Genomic DNA, 14,476 nt, shown 5'->3' with positions numbered 1-14,476 from the left:
TGGCGCACTCTTGACTAGTTTTTTATTCAATACCTGAGGCCGAAATGGCACAATTTTTCCAAGCAAAACCGAACAAATCTAAGCAATTATCAGCAAAGTTAAGCCTCAGTGTCACTCAACTTGACCATTTAGGTGCAGGCATAGCGCAACATCAAGGCAAAATAGTGTTTATTCCGGGAGTGTTACCGGGAGAGACCGCTACGGTGCAATTTGTCGAACAAAAGAAAAGCTACGCTAAAGCCAAGCTCATCACTATTGAGTCTGCATCGGCTAATCGAATCAAACCTCATTGTCCACATTATCAACAATGTGGCGGTTGTGATTTGCAGCACATGGACACTAATGCGCAACGCGAGCATAAGCAAACCGCCTTGGTTGATTTAATCAACAAGCTGTCGAGTGCTAAAGCCATTGATGCTGATATTATCGCTGACCCTATAGTGGGTGAGGCCTGGCATTATCGCCGAAGAGCAAGATTGGCCACATTATTTGATAAAAATACTCAGCGGTTACAACTTGGGTTTCGCGCCGGAAATAGCAATAAAATTGTTTCCATTCAGCAGTGCCCAGTGTTATCTGAGTCATTGTCTGCTTTGATTACTCCATTAGCGGCTAATTTAAATCAACTTAAAGCTAAGGCCAGTTTAGGGCACGTTGAACTCACCCAAGCTGATAACGGTAATTTTGCGGTACTAAGAGTGACTAAAGTATTACCGGCTTCCGATATTCGCTGGTTAACGGGCTTTGCCGAAAAACACCAGCTTAACTTATTATTGCAAGATGATGCTGGTCAATTAACCCAATTGTTCCCCTTGCTGCCTGTTGTTGATGCCGCGGGTGATGAAGCTGTCGCGTTACCTTATTATCATCTTGCACAGGAGGTTGTTCGTTGTTCATTCACTCCTGGTAATTTTGTCCAAGTTAATGGTGCTATTAATCAGGCCATGGTCGATCAAGCCATCCAATGGTTAGACCCTCAACCAGGTGAGCGTATTTTAGACCTATTCTGCGGTGTGGGTAATTTCAGTTTACCGTTGGCATTAAAGGCAGCAGAAGTCATTGGTGTTGAAGGTGTGCCTGAAATGGTGCAACAAGCCAAGCAAAACGCTGTCGACAACCAATTGGATAATGTGACTTTCTATCATGCGGATTTAAGTGCTGATCTATCTACACAAACATGGTTAGGCAAAATTGATAAACTGTTGCTGGACCCTGCTCGAGCAGGTGCTTTTGAAAGTTTACAATGGTTACAGAAAATGCAACCTAAAAAAGTGGTGTATGTTTCATGTAATCCGGCAAGTTTAGCGCGTGACAGTAGTGTATTATTAGCCAGTGGATATCGAATTGCCCAAGTAGGATTAGTCGATATGTTTCCGCAGACGCATCATATTGAAGCCATGGTGTTATTTGAATTAAATATTTAAACAACGATTTTTTAGCCGCTTACGATAGGTATGCTAAAAAATTGGCCAACTGAACGCTATTGAATTGACAAAATAATATTGCGCTTCAAGATAGGTTGTTCAGTTGGTGTTAACACCATATATGCACACTATGCCATGTGCATATGGTTGGATGTCAGTCGGTCATGCGGCTAAGGAAGGGTTCATGGTATCTGTTCGCGAAGCACATTTTAATACGCAAGTATTCCAATTAGATGAGTGGGTCGCTCGTTATCTCGACGATAAAGATGATGCTCAGAAGTTATTGGTATTGATCCAGCAAGTTGAGGCCTTACCGGTTAAAAACAAACTGGCCCATACTGAGCTGCTTGCGCGTGCTCGCGAAATGATCGAAATCTTAGCGCCGCTGAATATGGACATCGAAACGCTACAAGCCGCAGTATTATTTTTGCTATTCGATGCTGGCGTTCTCAATGACGAACAAATCCTAGAGCAATACGGTGAAAACCTTGCAAGGTTAGTTGCCAGCGTTGTGACCATGAATGCCATTGGCGCATTAAAAGTCAGTCAAAATTCGCGCGATGCCGAACCTCAAATAGATAACATCCGAAAAATGTTATTGGCCATGGTTGAAGATGTTCGTGCCGTAGTGATCAAATTAGCCGAACGTGTATGCTTACTGCGTGCGGTAAAAAATGCCGATGAAGAAACTCGGGTATTATTAGCACGAGAAATTGCTGATATTTATGCGCCGTTAGCAAATCGCTTAGGCATTGGTCAATTAAAGTGGGAGCTTGAAGATATTTCTTTTCGCTACTTGCATCCAACTGTTTACAAAGACATTGCCAAACAGCTTGATGGTAAACGTGTCGACCGCGAAGTGTTTATCGACAAGTTTGTGACTCAGTTGCAGCAGCGTTTAGATAGCGATGATATTCGCGCCAAAGTGTACGGCCGCCCTAAGCACATTTACAGTATTTGGCGAAAAATGAAGGGCAAAGATCTCAAGTTTGATGAGCTTTTTGACGTCCGAGCTGTACGTATTGTCACCGAAAGATTACAAGATTGCTATGGCGCGTTAGGGGTTGTGCATGACCTTTGGCACCACATTCCGCGTGAGTTTGACGATTACGTAGCAAATCCAAAACCGAACGGCTATCAATCTATTCATACCGTAGTTGTTGGTCCTGAAGGCAAAACCGTAGAAATTCAAATTCGTACCGAGGCGATGCATCAAGATTCTGAACTTGGGGTTGCCGCGCACTGGAAATACAAAGAAGGTGCCAGCAATACCAAACAAACCGGTTACGAAGAAAAAATTAACTGGTTGCGTAAAATTTTACAGTGGCAAGAAGATGTCGCTGAAAGTGGTAATTTGGTTGACGAAGTCCGTAGCCAAGTATTTGAAGACCGAGTCTATGTATTTACCCCAAGTGGTGAAGTCGTTGACTTACCTTTAGGTTCTACCGTACTCGACTTTGCTTATTATATTCACTCTCAAGTGGGTCATAAGTGTATTGGTGCAAAAGTCGACGGCCGCATTGTGCCATTCACGTACCAAGTTGAAACGGGTGAGCGCATTGAGATTATCACTTCAAAAACGCCTAACCCAAAACGTGACTGGCTCAATCTTAATTTAGGCTATATCAAGTCGTCTCGTTCGCGTTCAAAAATTCAACACTGGTTTAAGCAACAAGACCGCGATAAAAATATTGCCGCGGGTAAAGAAATGCTTGAGTCTGAATTAGCCCGAGTGGGTCTTAAAGTTAAAGATGCGGCAGTGGCGGTAGAGCGCTTTAATTTAAACTCTATGGATGACATGTTGGCGGCTATCGGTGGCGGCGATTTACGCTTAAATCAAGTGGTTAATTTTACCGATACCAAAATTCGCAAAGTAGAAGACACTGACGAAAACTTACTTGAAGACATTATAAAGAAAGCGTCGCATAAGCCTAAAAAGTCGAGTAAAGGCCAAGTCGAAGTTAATGGTGTTGGTAATTTAATGAGCCACATTGCGCGTTGTTGCCAACCCGTTCCCGGCGATGAAATTTTTGGTTATATTACTATGGGACGGGGTATTTCTGTGCACCGTAGTGATTGCGAGCAAGTGAAAGAATTAATGCGTGCCCACCCAGAACGCAGTGTCGATGTGATTTGGGGTGAAAACTACTCTGGTGGTTATCGTATTCGCGTTAGAGTACTTGCCCATGATCGCAGTGGCTTATTACGAGATTTAACCACAGTGCTAGCGGCAGAGAAATCCAATGTGATGGCCATGAGTTCATCTTCTGATGTTAAAAGCCAAACGGCCACCGTAGAGCTTGAACTTGAATTGTATAATTTAGATGGTTTATCACGGATTCTCGGTAAACTGTCGCTTGTTGATGGTGTGATTGAGTCGCGTCGATTATAACGTAATTAACATCATGGACTTATCTTGAAGGCATCTACTTGTTAGGTGCCTTTTTCATTAGATTTTATCTTTACAATAGAGGACCGTTTCTGTGGCAGATATTCAATCGTTACTGACCATCATGCAGCAATTGCGCAACCCCGAGTCTGGTTGTCCTTGGGATCAAGCGCAAGATTTTGCCAGTATTGTGCCCTTTACCTTAGAAGAAGCTTATGAGGTTGTTGATACTATTGAGCGACAAGCATGGGAAGAGTTACCTGATGAACTGGGCGACTTATTGTTTCAGATAGTGTTTTATTGCCAATTAGGGCAAGAGCAAGGTAAGTTCGATTTTTCGACGGTAGTGGCGCGAATTAGCGATAAGCTTATTCGCCGTCATCCACATGTATTTGCTCAGTCAGAAAACAACGTTGTTGGTGCCATCACCAATACTCACGATTTAAGCCAAGCGTGGGATTCGTTAAAAGCCAATGAACGTCAGCAAAAAAAATTGCACTCAGCGTTAGATGATATCCCTCAAGCATTACCGGCGTTATCTAGAGCACGAAAAATTCAACATCGAGTGGCTAAAGTTGGCTTTGATTGGGCCGAGCTTGAGCCTGTTGTTGCCAAAATACATGAAGAAATGAATGAAGTACTGGTAGAAGTTAATCTACGACATCAAGACCCTGAATTTTATCAACCGAGAATTGTTGATGAAATGGGCGATTTATTGTTTGCTGTAGTCAACCTTGCTCGTCATTTAAACGTTGATCCTGAACAAGCACTACGTCAAGCCAATCATAAATTTGAACGTAGATTTAGAGGGGTTGAGCAATGTGTAGACAATAGTGGAAAACCGATACAACAGCATAGCTTGGAAGAATTAGACCACTACTGGAATGTGGTAAAACGACACGAAAACATAAATTAAGCTAAAATTAGCGCGTTTAAGTTTGTCGAAACGAGGTGGCTTTGCTATAATATCGCCCCGTCCTAGTGCTTTCTTACAAGCACGTTTTTTCCAACACATTTTCTCAGGTTCAGCATGACTACAAGGTATATCTTCGTTACTGGTGGCGTTGTTTCATCACTAGGTAAAGGCATTGCAGCAGCTTCGCTCGCGGCAATTTTAGAGGCGCGTGGCCTCAATGTAACCATTATGAAACTTGACCCCTATATTAACGTCGATCCGGGTACCATGAGCCCAACTCAGCACGGTGAAGTTTTCGTGACTGAAGATGGTGCTGAAACCGATCTCGATTTAGGTCATTACGAACGTTTCATTCGTACTAAAATGAATCGTCGCAATAACTTTACTACTGGTCGTATTTACGAAGAAGTGATTAGTAAAGAACGTCGTGGTGATTATTTAGGCGCAACCATTCAGGTTATTCCACACATTACTAACGCGATTAAAGAAAAAGTGTTAGCTGGTGGTGAAGGCCATGATGTCGCGATTGTAGAAATCGGTGGCACGGTAGGTGACATTGAATCATTGCCGTTTCTTGAATCTATTCGTCAGTTAGGTTCTGAATTAGGACGCGAACGTACACTATTTATGCATTTAACCTTAGTGCCGTTCTTAGGCGCTGCAGGCGAAATTAAAACCAAGCCGACGCAACACTCTGTTAAAGAGTTGCGTTCAATTGGTATTGCACCGGATGTACTGGTTTGTCGTGGCGACCGTGCAATTCCTGCCAATGAAAAAGCTAAAATTTCGTTATTCTGCAACGTAGAAGAACGTGCGGTTATTTCATTAAAAGACGTTGATAGCATCTACAAAATCCCTGCGTTATTACGCTCGCAAGGATTAGATGATTTAGTCATCAAACGTTTTAATTTAGCGTGTAACGAAGCTGATTTGTCTGAGTGGGAAAACGTTATTTATCAAGAAGCCAATCCAAATGGTGAAGTCACTATTGGTATGGTAGGTAAGTACATTGAACTCCCTGATGCATACAAGTCGGTGAATGAAGCATTAAAGCATGCAGGCTTAAAAAACCGTGTAACAGTGAACATTAAGTACATTGATTCACAAACAGTTGAAGCTAAAGGCGAAGAAGTATTGCAAGGCCTAGACGGTATTTTAGTACCAGGCGGCTTTGGCGAACGTGGCGTAGAAGGCAAGATTTTTGCTGCCAAATTTGCTCGTGAAAACAATCTTCCGTACTTTGGTATCTGTTTAGGTATGCAAGTAGCATTAATTGAATTTGCTCGCCATGTAGCAGGTTTAGAAGGTGCGCACTCAACTGAGTTTAATCCACAGACACCTTATCCGGTAGTGGGTTTAATTACTGAGTGGATTAATGAAGAAGGGGATGTCGAAACGCGTCATGAGTCTTCAGATTTAGGTGGCACTATGCGTTTAGGCGCTCAGCTATGTCATTTAAAAGAAGGCACAAAAGCGGCATTAGCCTATGATTCTGCAACCTGTGTTGAACGTCATCGTCACCGTTACGAAGTGAATAACAACTACATCGATCGCCTAGAAAAGGCCGGCTTAGTGTTTAGTGGTTTATCATCTGATCGTAAACTGATTGAGATGATTGAATTGCCTAATCACCCATGGTTCGTTGCGAGTCAATTCCACCCGGAATTCACCTCAACACCGCGCGACGGTCATGCATTATTTGAAGGGTTCATAGCCGCTTCTTATGCGTATCAAAAACGCGATATCGATTAATGAATCAGCCGCTAATGTATCCATTAGCGGCTTTTTTATTCAAGATACTTGCGTTAGATCATATAATCGCATTGATGGCGTGTAACTGCAGTGAAAACTAAGTTGATGCAAAGTCTAATTCGATTTATCCTAAGCACTAACCGATTTAAAATTACTAAACTGAAAGTTATATACCAATAAATCTGCTTTTTTAAGTCTGTTATGTATTTTTATTGGTATTAACTTTTTATTTCTTTTAATTTTTTAATTTACTTACACAAAGTACGAGGGAATTATGGCTAACATCATTAAAGTGATTGGTCGCGAGATTATGGATTCGCGCGGTAACCCAACTGTAGAAGCAGAAGTGCATTTAGAAGGCGGTTTTATTGGTATGGCTGCGGCACCATCTGGCGCATCAACCGGTAGTCGCGAAGCATTAGAACTGCGTGATGGCGACAAAGCACGTTACTTAGGTAAAGGGGTTCTTAAAGCGGTTGCTGCTGTTAATGGCCCAATTGCTGAAGCACTAAAAGGTAAAGATGCATTGGCTCAAGCTGAACTTGACCAAATCATGATTGACTTAGACGGTACCGAAAATAAAGCAAAATTTGGCGCTAACGCCATTCTTGCTGTTTCACTAGCAGTTGCAAAAGCTGCCGCTGCGGCTAAACACGTCCCTTTATATGCTCACATTGCTGATCTAAACGGTACACCAGGTGTTTACTCTATGCCTCTTCCAATGATGAACATCATCAATGGTGGCGAGCACGCCGATAACAGCGTTGATATTCAAGAGTTTATGATCCAACCTGTTGGCGCTAAAACTTTCCGTGAAGGCCTACGTATGGGCGCGGAAGTATTCCACAGCCTTGCTAAAGTACTTAAAGCTGACGGTCACTCAACTGCGGTTGGTGATGAAGGTGGTTTTGCTCCAAACCTAGCATCTAACGAAGCTGCACTTGCTGCAATCAAAGTTGCTGTTGCCAACGCCGGTTACGAGCTAGGTAAAGACATCACGTTAGCGATGGATTGTGCTGCTTCTGAATTTTACGACAAAGAAGCCAACATCTACGATCTTAAAGGTGAAGGCAAGAAGTTTACTTCTGAAGAATTTAACTTCTTCTTACAAGGTCTTACTGAACGCTACCCAATCGTTTCTATCGAAGATGGTCTGGACGAGTCTGACTGGGATGGTTTTGCTCACCAAACTAAACTAATGGGCGATAAAATCCAATTAGTAGGTGATGATCTATTCGTAACAAACACTAAAATCCTTAAGCGTGGTATCGACAACGGCATCGCTAACTCTATTTTGATTAAATTCAACCAAATCGGTACTTTAACCGAAACATTGGCTGCAATTAAAATGGCTAAAGATGCAGGCTTTACTGTTGTTATCTCTCATCGTAGTGGCGAGACAGAAGATTCAACGATTGCTGATTTAGCAGTTGGTACCGCGGCTGGCCAAATCAAAACGGGTTCACTAAGCCGTAGTGACCGTGTTGCCAAATATAACCAATTGCTACGTATCGAAGAAGCTCTAGGTTCAAAAGCACCATACAACGGTCTTAAAGAAGTGAAAGGCCAAGGATAATATTTTTGCTTTAGCTTAAAAAGGCCACCACTCGGTGGCCTTTTTTGTTGTACTATAACGGACATATTTTCTAAGGATTACTTCGACATAAGTTAATATTATGAAGCAACTAATATTTTTACTGATTTGTTTATTGTCACTTTTACAGTACCGGCTTTGGTTGGGCGATAACAATTTGTCAGAATATGTCTTATTGCAAACCCAAATAGCAGGCCAAGAACAAAGTAATGGCAAGCTTGTCGCTCGAAATCAAATTCTTAAAGAAGAAATTATCGATTTGAAAAGTGGCACAGAAGCCATTGAAGAACGTGCCCGTAACGAATTAGGTATGGTAAAAGACGGCGAAACGTTTTATCGGGTCGTGGGTAGCGAACTACGTGAACGGAACCCATTTAATCGTTAGCGCAGGTTGCACAGCAGGTTTAACCCTCAGTCATATTACTTTAAATATTGGTACTGCATATATGTCAAACAATCCTCGTTCCATTATTGCAATTGTGCCTGCTGCAGGTGTTGGCAGTCGCATGGGGGCTGACAAACCTAAGCAATATTTAATGCTTGGCCAACAAAGCATTCTCGGCCATACATTAGATACATTGTTAGCTCACCCTGATATAGCTCAGGTTATTGTTGCATTGCATCCACAAGATAATTATTTTAGCCAATTGCCACAATCTAAACATCCTAAGTTAACCCAAGTTGTTGGTGGTGGAGAGCGTGCTGATTCTGTTTTAGCTGCGTTAGACTATGCGCATAGTCATAATCCAGATGCGTGGGCTCTTGTTCATGACGCGGCAAGACCTTGTGTAACCCACCAAGATATAACCCAATTGATTGAGTCGGTAGCTCTTCATCCTCAGGGTGCCATTCTTGCTGCACCCGTTCGCGACACCATGAAGCGCAGTAACGCCAGTGGTCATATTGTTCATACTGTCGATCGCTCGTTGCTATGGCATGCATTAACGCCGCAGTATTTTCCGGTCTCGATTTTACGAACCCACTTATCGGCAGCATTAGCGGCGCAAGTACCTATTACTGATGAAGCCAGTGCCATGGAATGGGCAGGTATTATGCCGGGATTGGTTAATGGCCGAATGGATAATATCAAAGTGACTCATCCAGATGATTTACAGTTAGCAACTCTGTTTCTGGCGCAACAATAATTAACTGAAATAACCACACTCGTTAATATTAGTTCAAAGCAAGTTAAGATAAGGTTTTTAAATGAATATTCGTATCGGTCATGGTTTTGATGTACATAAATTTGGCGGTGATAGCCCATTGATTTTAGGTGGTGTTACTGTTCCTTATGACTGTGGACTGATTGCCCATTCTGACGGTGATGTGGTACTGCATGCCATTAGTGATGCGATATTAGGGGCGATGGCGTTAGGTGATATAGGTAAACATTTCCCTGATACTGATGCTAATTTTGCTGGTGCCGATAGTCGAGTGCTATTAAGACACTGTTATCAACTTGCACTGCAAAAGCAGTTTGTTTTAGGTAATCTAGATGTCACCATTATTGCTCAAGCACCTAAGATGGCACCCCATATTGAAGCCATACGTCAGTGCTTAAGTGCTGACTTACAAACAGATATCGATAATATTAATGTTAAAGCGACGACTACCGAAAATCTCGGTTTTACTGGACGTAAAGAAGGCATTGCTGTTGAAGCTGTTGTGTTGATGAAGAGCCAATAACCTACAAAATATAGAGAGTTCTGTCACATGAAAGAATTACATTACCTATTTGGTAAACCCATAAGCCAAGCTGATTTACGTACCAATAACAGCGACTTTATTGTTAAAGAAATTTTGCCTTTTACCCCAACAGGGGAAGGCGAGCATCATATGCTTCATGTACGTAAAAATGGCATGAATACCGTATATGTAGCTGAAATATTAGCTAAATTTGCTAAAGTGCATCCCAAAGAAGTGACCTATGCCGGTCAGAAAGACAAAAATGCTATTACTGAACAATGGTTCGGCATACGTATTCCAGGTAAAGAAACGCCAGAGTGGACAGAGCTAAATGACGATAAATTAACCATTCTGTCGAGCAGTCGTCACAGTAAAAAATTGCGTATTGGCGCCTTACTTGGAAATCGATTTGTACTGACATTGCGTAATATCAATGATACTGCCGATGTCGAATCTCGTTTACAGCAGATAGCCAAACTCGGTGTCCCCAATTATTTTGGTGAGCAACGCTTTGGCCATGATGGTAAAAACCTAATCTTAGGTCGACAAATGCTCAGTGGTGGTCGAAACATAAAAGATCGCCATAAGCGCAGCATGTATTTATCGGCCGTGCGTTCCAATATATTCAATCAGGTAGTGTCATTTCGTTTAGCTAATCATCAGGTCGATACCGTCGCTGGCGATTGCGTGATGTTAGCTGGCAGTAAAAGCTATTTTACCGCCGAAGTATGGGATGATGTTCTCAACAGCCGCTTAGCTGAAAAAGATATTCAACTTTCAGCTCCTCTTTGGGGACGGGGAACACCATTAGCACAAGGTGAGGCATTAGCTTTAGAGTTAACGCCATTAGCTGAATTATCGGCCGATTTACAGGGACTCGAAGAAGCGGGTTTATCGCAAGAGAGACGGCCATTATTACTTGAGCCTCAAGGAATGAAATGGCAGTTTGATGCTGATACGCTCATACTTGAATTTGTGTTACCTGCAGGGAGTTATGCCACCTCGGTGTTACGCGAGCTCGCTGATTACCAAGATGTCCAAGAGTCGCAACGAAAAGTTATGGTTGCTGAGCAACAAGCACAAACAAATGAAGAGTGTTAATTAATGATTAATATTTTAGTCAGTAATGATGATGGCGTGAGAGCCCCCGGTATCATTGCATTAACCCTCGCATTGAGTGAGTTTGCGCAAGTATTAACTGTCGCACCGGATCGTAATTGCTCTGGTGCGAGCAATTCATTAACCTTGACTAATCCATTAAGAATTAATAACTTAGAAAATGGCTATGTTTCGGTTAATGGTACACCGACAGATTGTGTGCATCTCGCGATTAGGCAATTGTGTCAAACCGAACCTGATATTGTCGTTTCTGGTATTAATGCCGGGGCGAATATGGGGGATGACACTTTATATTCAGGCACTGTTGCAGCTGCAATGGAGGGACGTTTTTTAGGTTTACCTGCTATTGCTGTGTCACTGGTTGGAAAATCATTAATCCATTACGATACAGCAGCTGTTTACGCAGCCAAAATTGTAAAAGGGTTGCTGCAACATCCTATTAGTCGTGATCAAATTTTGAATGTTAATGTTCCAGATTTACCTTTAGCACAAATTAAAGGGATTAAAGTTACCCGTTTAGGAGCGCGACATAAAGCCGAAGGTATGATAAAAACCCAAGATCCAGCGGGTAAAGATATATACTGGCTTGGTCCTGTTGGCAGTGAACAAGATTCCGGTGAAGGGACTGACTTTGGTGCTGTAGCTGCGGGATATGTATCTATAACGCCACTCACGGTAGACTTAACGGCATACAATCAACTTGATGGATTAGCCGATTGGATAATAAAAATATGACTCGTGTAGCTTCTACATCAGCAATGAATTTGGCCAAAAAGCTGGCCGAGGCAGGGATTCGACATCCTGCGGTATTGCATGCTGTAGCAACAACACCACGTGAATTGTTCCTTGATGGTGCATTAGCTCATAAGGCGTATGAGAATACGGCATTACCTATCGGGCAGGGACAGACAATTTCGCAGCCTTATATTGTGGCTCGAATGACTGAACTGTTGCTGCAACATAATCCTCAAAAAGTGTTAGAAATTGGCACTGGTTCAGGTTACCAAGCCGCTGTTTTAGCATCGTTAATTCCAGAGTTGTTCACAATTGAGCGTATAAAAGCATTACAAATACAAGCTCGTCAAAGACTAAAACGTCTAGATTTACATAATGTCGCATTCAAATATGGTGATGGTTGGCAAGGGTGGTCAAACCGTGGACCATTTGATGGCATAATGGTGACCGCTGCTGCTGCGACAGTACCTCAAGCATTACTTGAACAATTATCCGAACATGGAGTATTGATTATTCCGGTAGGAGAAGACACCCAGCAATTACTCAAAATTACCCGCATTGGACAGACATTCAAATCTGAGATAATAGAGGCCGTTAAATTTGTTCCTCTCATTAATGGAGATTTGGCTTAGTTAACACGATACAAATGAACTTTATCCATTATTGATATTTTCGTTTGGAGTAAGCTTATTTAGCTTAACAATCACCTATTTCCCCGTTAAGGACTTTGTTTGATGAATACCGGTTGGCCCAACTTTGTGGTCTTAGCAATCATGCTCACTGGATGCAGCTTTCAAGCTGATCGTCCCGCACCGGTAGACAGCTTATCGTCAAAAAATCATGGTCCTCGGTATCATAAAGGCTCATTAAAAACCGATAAATATAAAGTACAGAAAGGTGACACACTTTATTCAATAGCTTGGGGTGCTGGACGTAATTTTGTCGAAGTTGCCCGTTTGAATCGTTTATCGGCTCCTTATACTATTTATCCTGGGCAAACGCTTAATTTAGCCACTACCAATAATAGTCAATCGGCACCAGCTCGAGCATCCCAACCTTCTGTTAATTCAGTACAAACCCAAGCCGTTACTAAACCCTATATTTTGAGTTCGAATAGTTCTATATTAAAAACAATCAAACCTACGGTTGCGCCAAACCCAGTCCCAGCAGTCGTTTCAGTCAGAACGAAAAAAGATCTTGATCACAAAGTGAAGCCTGCGTATTCTGTAACAACTACCCAACAAACAATTAACCAAAGTGCGAGTGGTTCTGTCGCTAATTTGCCACAGCAAGTTCAGCAATGGCACTGGCCAGTTAGAGGCCGAATAGTTGGATATTTTTCGGCATCAGAACAAGGCAATCAAGGTATAAAGATTGCTGGTAATCGCGGCGATATTATTAAAGCCGCAGCAGATGGGAGAGTCGTGTATGCCGGTAATGCACTGCGCGGGTATGGCAACTTAGTTATTATCAAACACAATGATGATTTTTTAAGTGCTTATGCGCATGCCGACACGATATTGGTTAAAGAAAAGCAATATGTGAGTGCAGGACAAACAGTTGCAAAAATGGGCAGTACCGGGACACACCAAGTTATGCTTCACTTTGAAGTACGATTTCATGGTAAGTCTGTCAACCCATTACGATATCTACCTAAACAGTAATTGTTTAGCAACATAAATAACGGAGGATAAGCAAGTGAAGTAGATTAAATACCACAAATTAGGTTTGGGAGAGCAATTATGAGCCGCAAAAATAATACTGCTTCAGCAGAATATCTTGTCGATCTAGCTAAACAACCACCAGAAGTTGCAACCGGTAAACGCGATTTGGTGCAACAACTTGATATTGAAGAAAAAGTCCAAGATGACTTACAAAAAAATTTAGACGCTACTCAATTATATTTAGGTGAAATAGGTTTTTCTCCGCTACTGACAGCAGAGGAAGAAGTATTTTTTTCACGTAAATCCCTCAAAGGCTGCGAAAAGTCTCGCAACCGCATGATAGAAAGTAACCTCCGTCTTGTTGTTAAAATTTCCAGAAGATATAACAATCGTGGTTTAGCGCTGCTCGATCTGATCGAAGAAGGCAATTTAGGCTTAATTCGAGCGGTTGAAAAGTTTGATCCTGAGCGTGGTTTCCGTTTTTCCACTTATGCAACGTGGTGGATCAGACAAACCATTGAACGGGCGATCATGAACCAGACTCGCACTATCCGTTTACCAATTCATATTGTAAAAGAATTAAATGTGTACTTGCGTACAGCAAGGCAGCTTGCCCAAAAACTTGATCACGAACCGACCGCAGAAGAAATCGCCGAAAAGTTAGATGTGTCGACCGGTGATGTTAGCCGTATGCTGAAGTTAAACGAAAGAATTACTTCGGTAGACTCGCCTCTGAGTGGCGATAATGAGAAGGCATTATTAGATGTTATTGCTGATGATGATTCCGTTGGCCCTGATTATCGGGTACAAAATGAAGATTTATCTAATTCGATAGTGGGCTGGTTAAACGAATTAAATACTAAACAACGCGAAGTGTTAGCAAGACGTTTTGGTTTACTCGGATATGAACCTTCAACATTAGAGAATGTCGGTGCCGAAATTGGTTTAACACGTGAGCGTGTACGTCAAATTCAAGTCGAAGCGCTTAAACGCTTAAAAGACTTACTTGGGGCGCAAGGACTGTCGGTTGAAGCATTATTCAGAGATTAATGGATAGTGAACGTTTATTGTGAATATTAGGCGGTTGACTATCATCAACACACAAATGATATGTCATCATTAATGTGTCAATAAGGTCAATTAAGGTATTGCGATATTAGGGTTAAAACCTATATGAGCATTTTAATTTTGCTCATG

At 42.0% G+C, this 14,476-nt stretch carries 13 protein-coding genes; all 13 read left to right on the top strand.

Going from position 1 to position 14,476, the window contains the following annotated elements; genetic code table 11:
* The first annotated feature begins 44 nt into the window (after positions 1 to 44).
* The 13 genes from rlmD (at position 45) to rpoS (ending at position 14,329) form a co-directional block, all read left to right on the top strand.
* On the top strand, positions 45 to 1,424 hold the full coding sequence (gene rlmD, locus CXF88_RS04370; protein ID WP_101085643.1) for a 23S rRNA (uracil(1939)-C(5))-methyltransferase RlmD: 1,380 nt from the start codon (positions 45 to 47) through the stop codon (positions 1,422 to 1,424).
* 184 nt (positions 1,425 to 1,608) lie between these two features.
* Positions 1,609 to 3,816 (top strand): GTP diphosphokinase, encoded by a 2,208-nt coding sequence (relA, locus tag CXF88_RS04365; protein ID WP_101085641.1) that lies wholly within the window; start codon positions 1,609 to 1,611, stop codon positions 3,814 to 3,816.
* Between the two features lie 91 nt (positions 3,817 to 3,907).
* Positions 3,908 to 4,729 (top strand): nucleoside triphosphate pyrophosphohydrolase, encoded by an 822-nt coding sequence (gene mazG / locus CXF88_RS04360; RefSeq protein WP_101085639.1) that lies wholly within the window; start codon positions 3,908 to 3,910, stop codon positions 4,727 to 4,729.
* A gap of 114 nt (positions 4,730 to 4,843) precedes the next feature.
* On the top strand, positions 4,844 to 6,481 hold the full coding sequence (locus CXF88_RS04355) for a CTP synthase (protein WP_101085637.1): 1,638 nt from the start codon (positions 4,844 to 4,846) through the stop codon (positions 6,479 to 6,481).
* A 274-nt stretch (positions 6,482 to 6,755) separates the two neighbouring features.
* Positions 6,756 to 8,057 carry a phosphopyruvate hydratase gene (gene eno / locus CXF88_RS04350; protein ID WP_101085635.1) on the top strand — a complete coding sequence of 434 codons (1,302 nt, stop codon included), beginning with the start codon at positions 6,756 to 6,758 and terminating at the stop codon, positions 8,055 to 8,057.
* Between the two features lie 100 nt (positions 8,058 to 8,157).
* A complete protein-coding gene (gene ftsB, locus CXF88_RS04345) occupies positions 8,158 to 8,460 on the top strand; it encodes a cell division protein FtsB (protein ID WP_101085633.1) in 303 nt (100 codons plus the stop codon).
* A 61-nt stretch (positions 8,461 to 8,521) separates the two neighbouring features.
* Positions 8,522 to 9,220 carry a 2-C-methyl-D-erythritol 4-phosphate cytidylyltransferase gene (ispD, locus tag CXF88_RS04340; RefSeq protein WP_101086298.1) on the top strand — a complete coding sequence of 233 codons (699 nt, stop codon included), beginning with the start codon at positions 8,522 to 8,524 and terminating at the stop codon, positions 9,218 to 9,220.
* A 61-nt stretch (positions 9,221 to 9,281) separates the two neighbouring features.
* Positions 9,282 to 9,761, top strand: coding sequence for a 2-C-methyl-D-erythritol 2,4-cyclodiphosphate synthase (gene ispF, locus CXF88_RS04335; RefSeq protein ID WP_101085630.1), 480 nt, complete (start codon positions 9,282 to 9,284; stop codon positions 9,759 to 9,761).
* A 27-nt stretch (positions 9,762 to 9,788) separates the two neighbouring features.
* The gene (truD, locus tag CXF88_RS04330; protein ID WP_101085628.1) at positions 9,789 to 10,862 is read left to right on the top strand and encodes a tRNA pseudouridine(13) synthase TruD; all 1,074 of its coding nucleotides are present in this window, start codon (positions 9,789 to 9,791) and stop codon (positions 10,860 to 10,862) included.
* A gap of 3 nt (positions 10,863 to 10,865) precedes the next feature.
* A complete protein-coding gene (gene surE, locus CXF88_RS04325; protein WP_101085626.1) occupies positions 10,866 to 11,615 on the top strand; it encodes a 5'/3'-nucleotidase SurE in 750 nt (249 codons plus the stop codon).
* Complete coding sequence (locus CXF88_RS04320) at positions 11,612 to 12,247, top strand: protein-L-isoaspartate(D-aspartate) O-methyltransferase (protein ID WP_101086297.1); 636 nt, start codon at positions 11,612 to 11,614, stop codon at positions 12,245 to 12,247. Before surE ends, CXF88_RS04320 begins: the two co-directional genes overlap by 4 nt.
* A 102-nt stretch (positions 12,248 to 12,349) precedes the next feature.
* Positions 12,350 to 13,279: a peptidoglycan DD-metalloendopeptidase family protein gene (locus CXF88_RS04315; protein ID WP_101085624.1), complete on the top strand. Its 930-nt coding sequence runs from the start codon at positions 12,350 to 12,352 to the stop codon at positions 13,277 to 13,279.
* A gap of 78 nt (positions 13,280 to 13,357) precedes the next feature.
* A complete protein-coding gene (rpoS, locus tag CXF88_RS04310; RefSeq protein WP_101085622.1) occupies positions 13,358 to 14,329 on the top strand; it encodes an RNA polymerase sigma factor RpoS in 972 nt (323 codons plus the stop codon).
* Positions 14,330 to 14,476: the final 147 nt, after the last annotated feature.

The organism is Shewanella sp. ALD9, from assembly GCF_002836315.1.
GTDB lineage: Bacteria > Pseudomonadota > Gammaproteobacteria > Enterobacterales > Shewanellaceae > Shewanella.
Note: the sequence above shows the minus strand (reverse complement) of the source record. Positions and strands in the feature narration are given on the sequence as shown.

Bases quoted from the DNA above. Each gene is read 5' to 3' on its own strand.
- ftsB (WP_101085633.1), top strand. From the start codon at position 8,158: ATGAAGCAACTAATATTTTTACTGATTTGTTTATTGTCACTTTTACAG.
- CXF88_RS04320 (WP_101086297.1), top strand. From the start codon at position 11,612: ATGACTCGTGTAGCTTCTACATCAGCAATGAATTTGGCCAAAAAGCTG.
- ispD (WP_101086298.1), top strand. From the start codon at position 8,522: ATGTCAAACAATCCTCGTTCCATTATTGCAATTGTGCCTGCTGCAGGT.
- CXF88_RS04315 (WP_101085624.1), top strand. From the start codon at position 12,350: ATGAATACCGGTTGGCCCAACTTTGTGGTCTTAGCAATCATGCTCACT.
- rlmD (WP_101085643.1), top strand. From the start codon at position 45: ATGGCACAATTTTTCCAAGCAAAACCGAACAAATCTAAGCAATTATCA.
- CXF88_RS04355 (WP_101085637.1), top strand. From the start codon at position 4,844: ATGACTACAAGGTATATCTTCGTTACTGGTGGCGTTGTTTCATCACTA.
- surE (WP_101085626.1), top strand. From the start codon at position 10,866: ATGATTAATATTTTAGTCAGTAATGATGATGGCGTGAGAGCCCCCGGT.
- eno (WP_101085635.1), top strand. From the start codon at position 6,756: ATGGCTAACATCATTAAAGTGATTGGTCGCGAGATTATGGATTCGCGC.
- relA (WP_101085641.1), top strand. From the start codon at position 1,609: ATGGTATCTGTTCGCGAAGCACATTTTAATACGCAAGTATTCCAATTA.
- ispF (WP_101085630.1), top strand. From the start codon at position 9,282: ATGAATATTCGTATCGGTCATGGTTTTGATGTACATAAATTTGGCGGT.
- rpoS (WP_101085622.1), top strand. From the start codon at position 13,358: ATGAGCCGCAAAAATAATACTGCTTCAGCAGAATATCTTGTCGATCTA.
- truD (WP_101085628.1), top strand. From the start codon at position 9,789: ATGAAAGAATTACATTACCTATTTGGTAAACCCATAAGCCAAGCTGAT.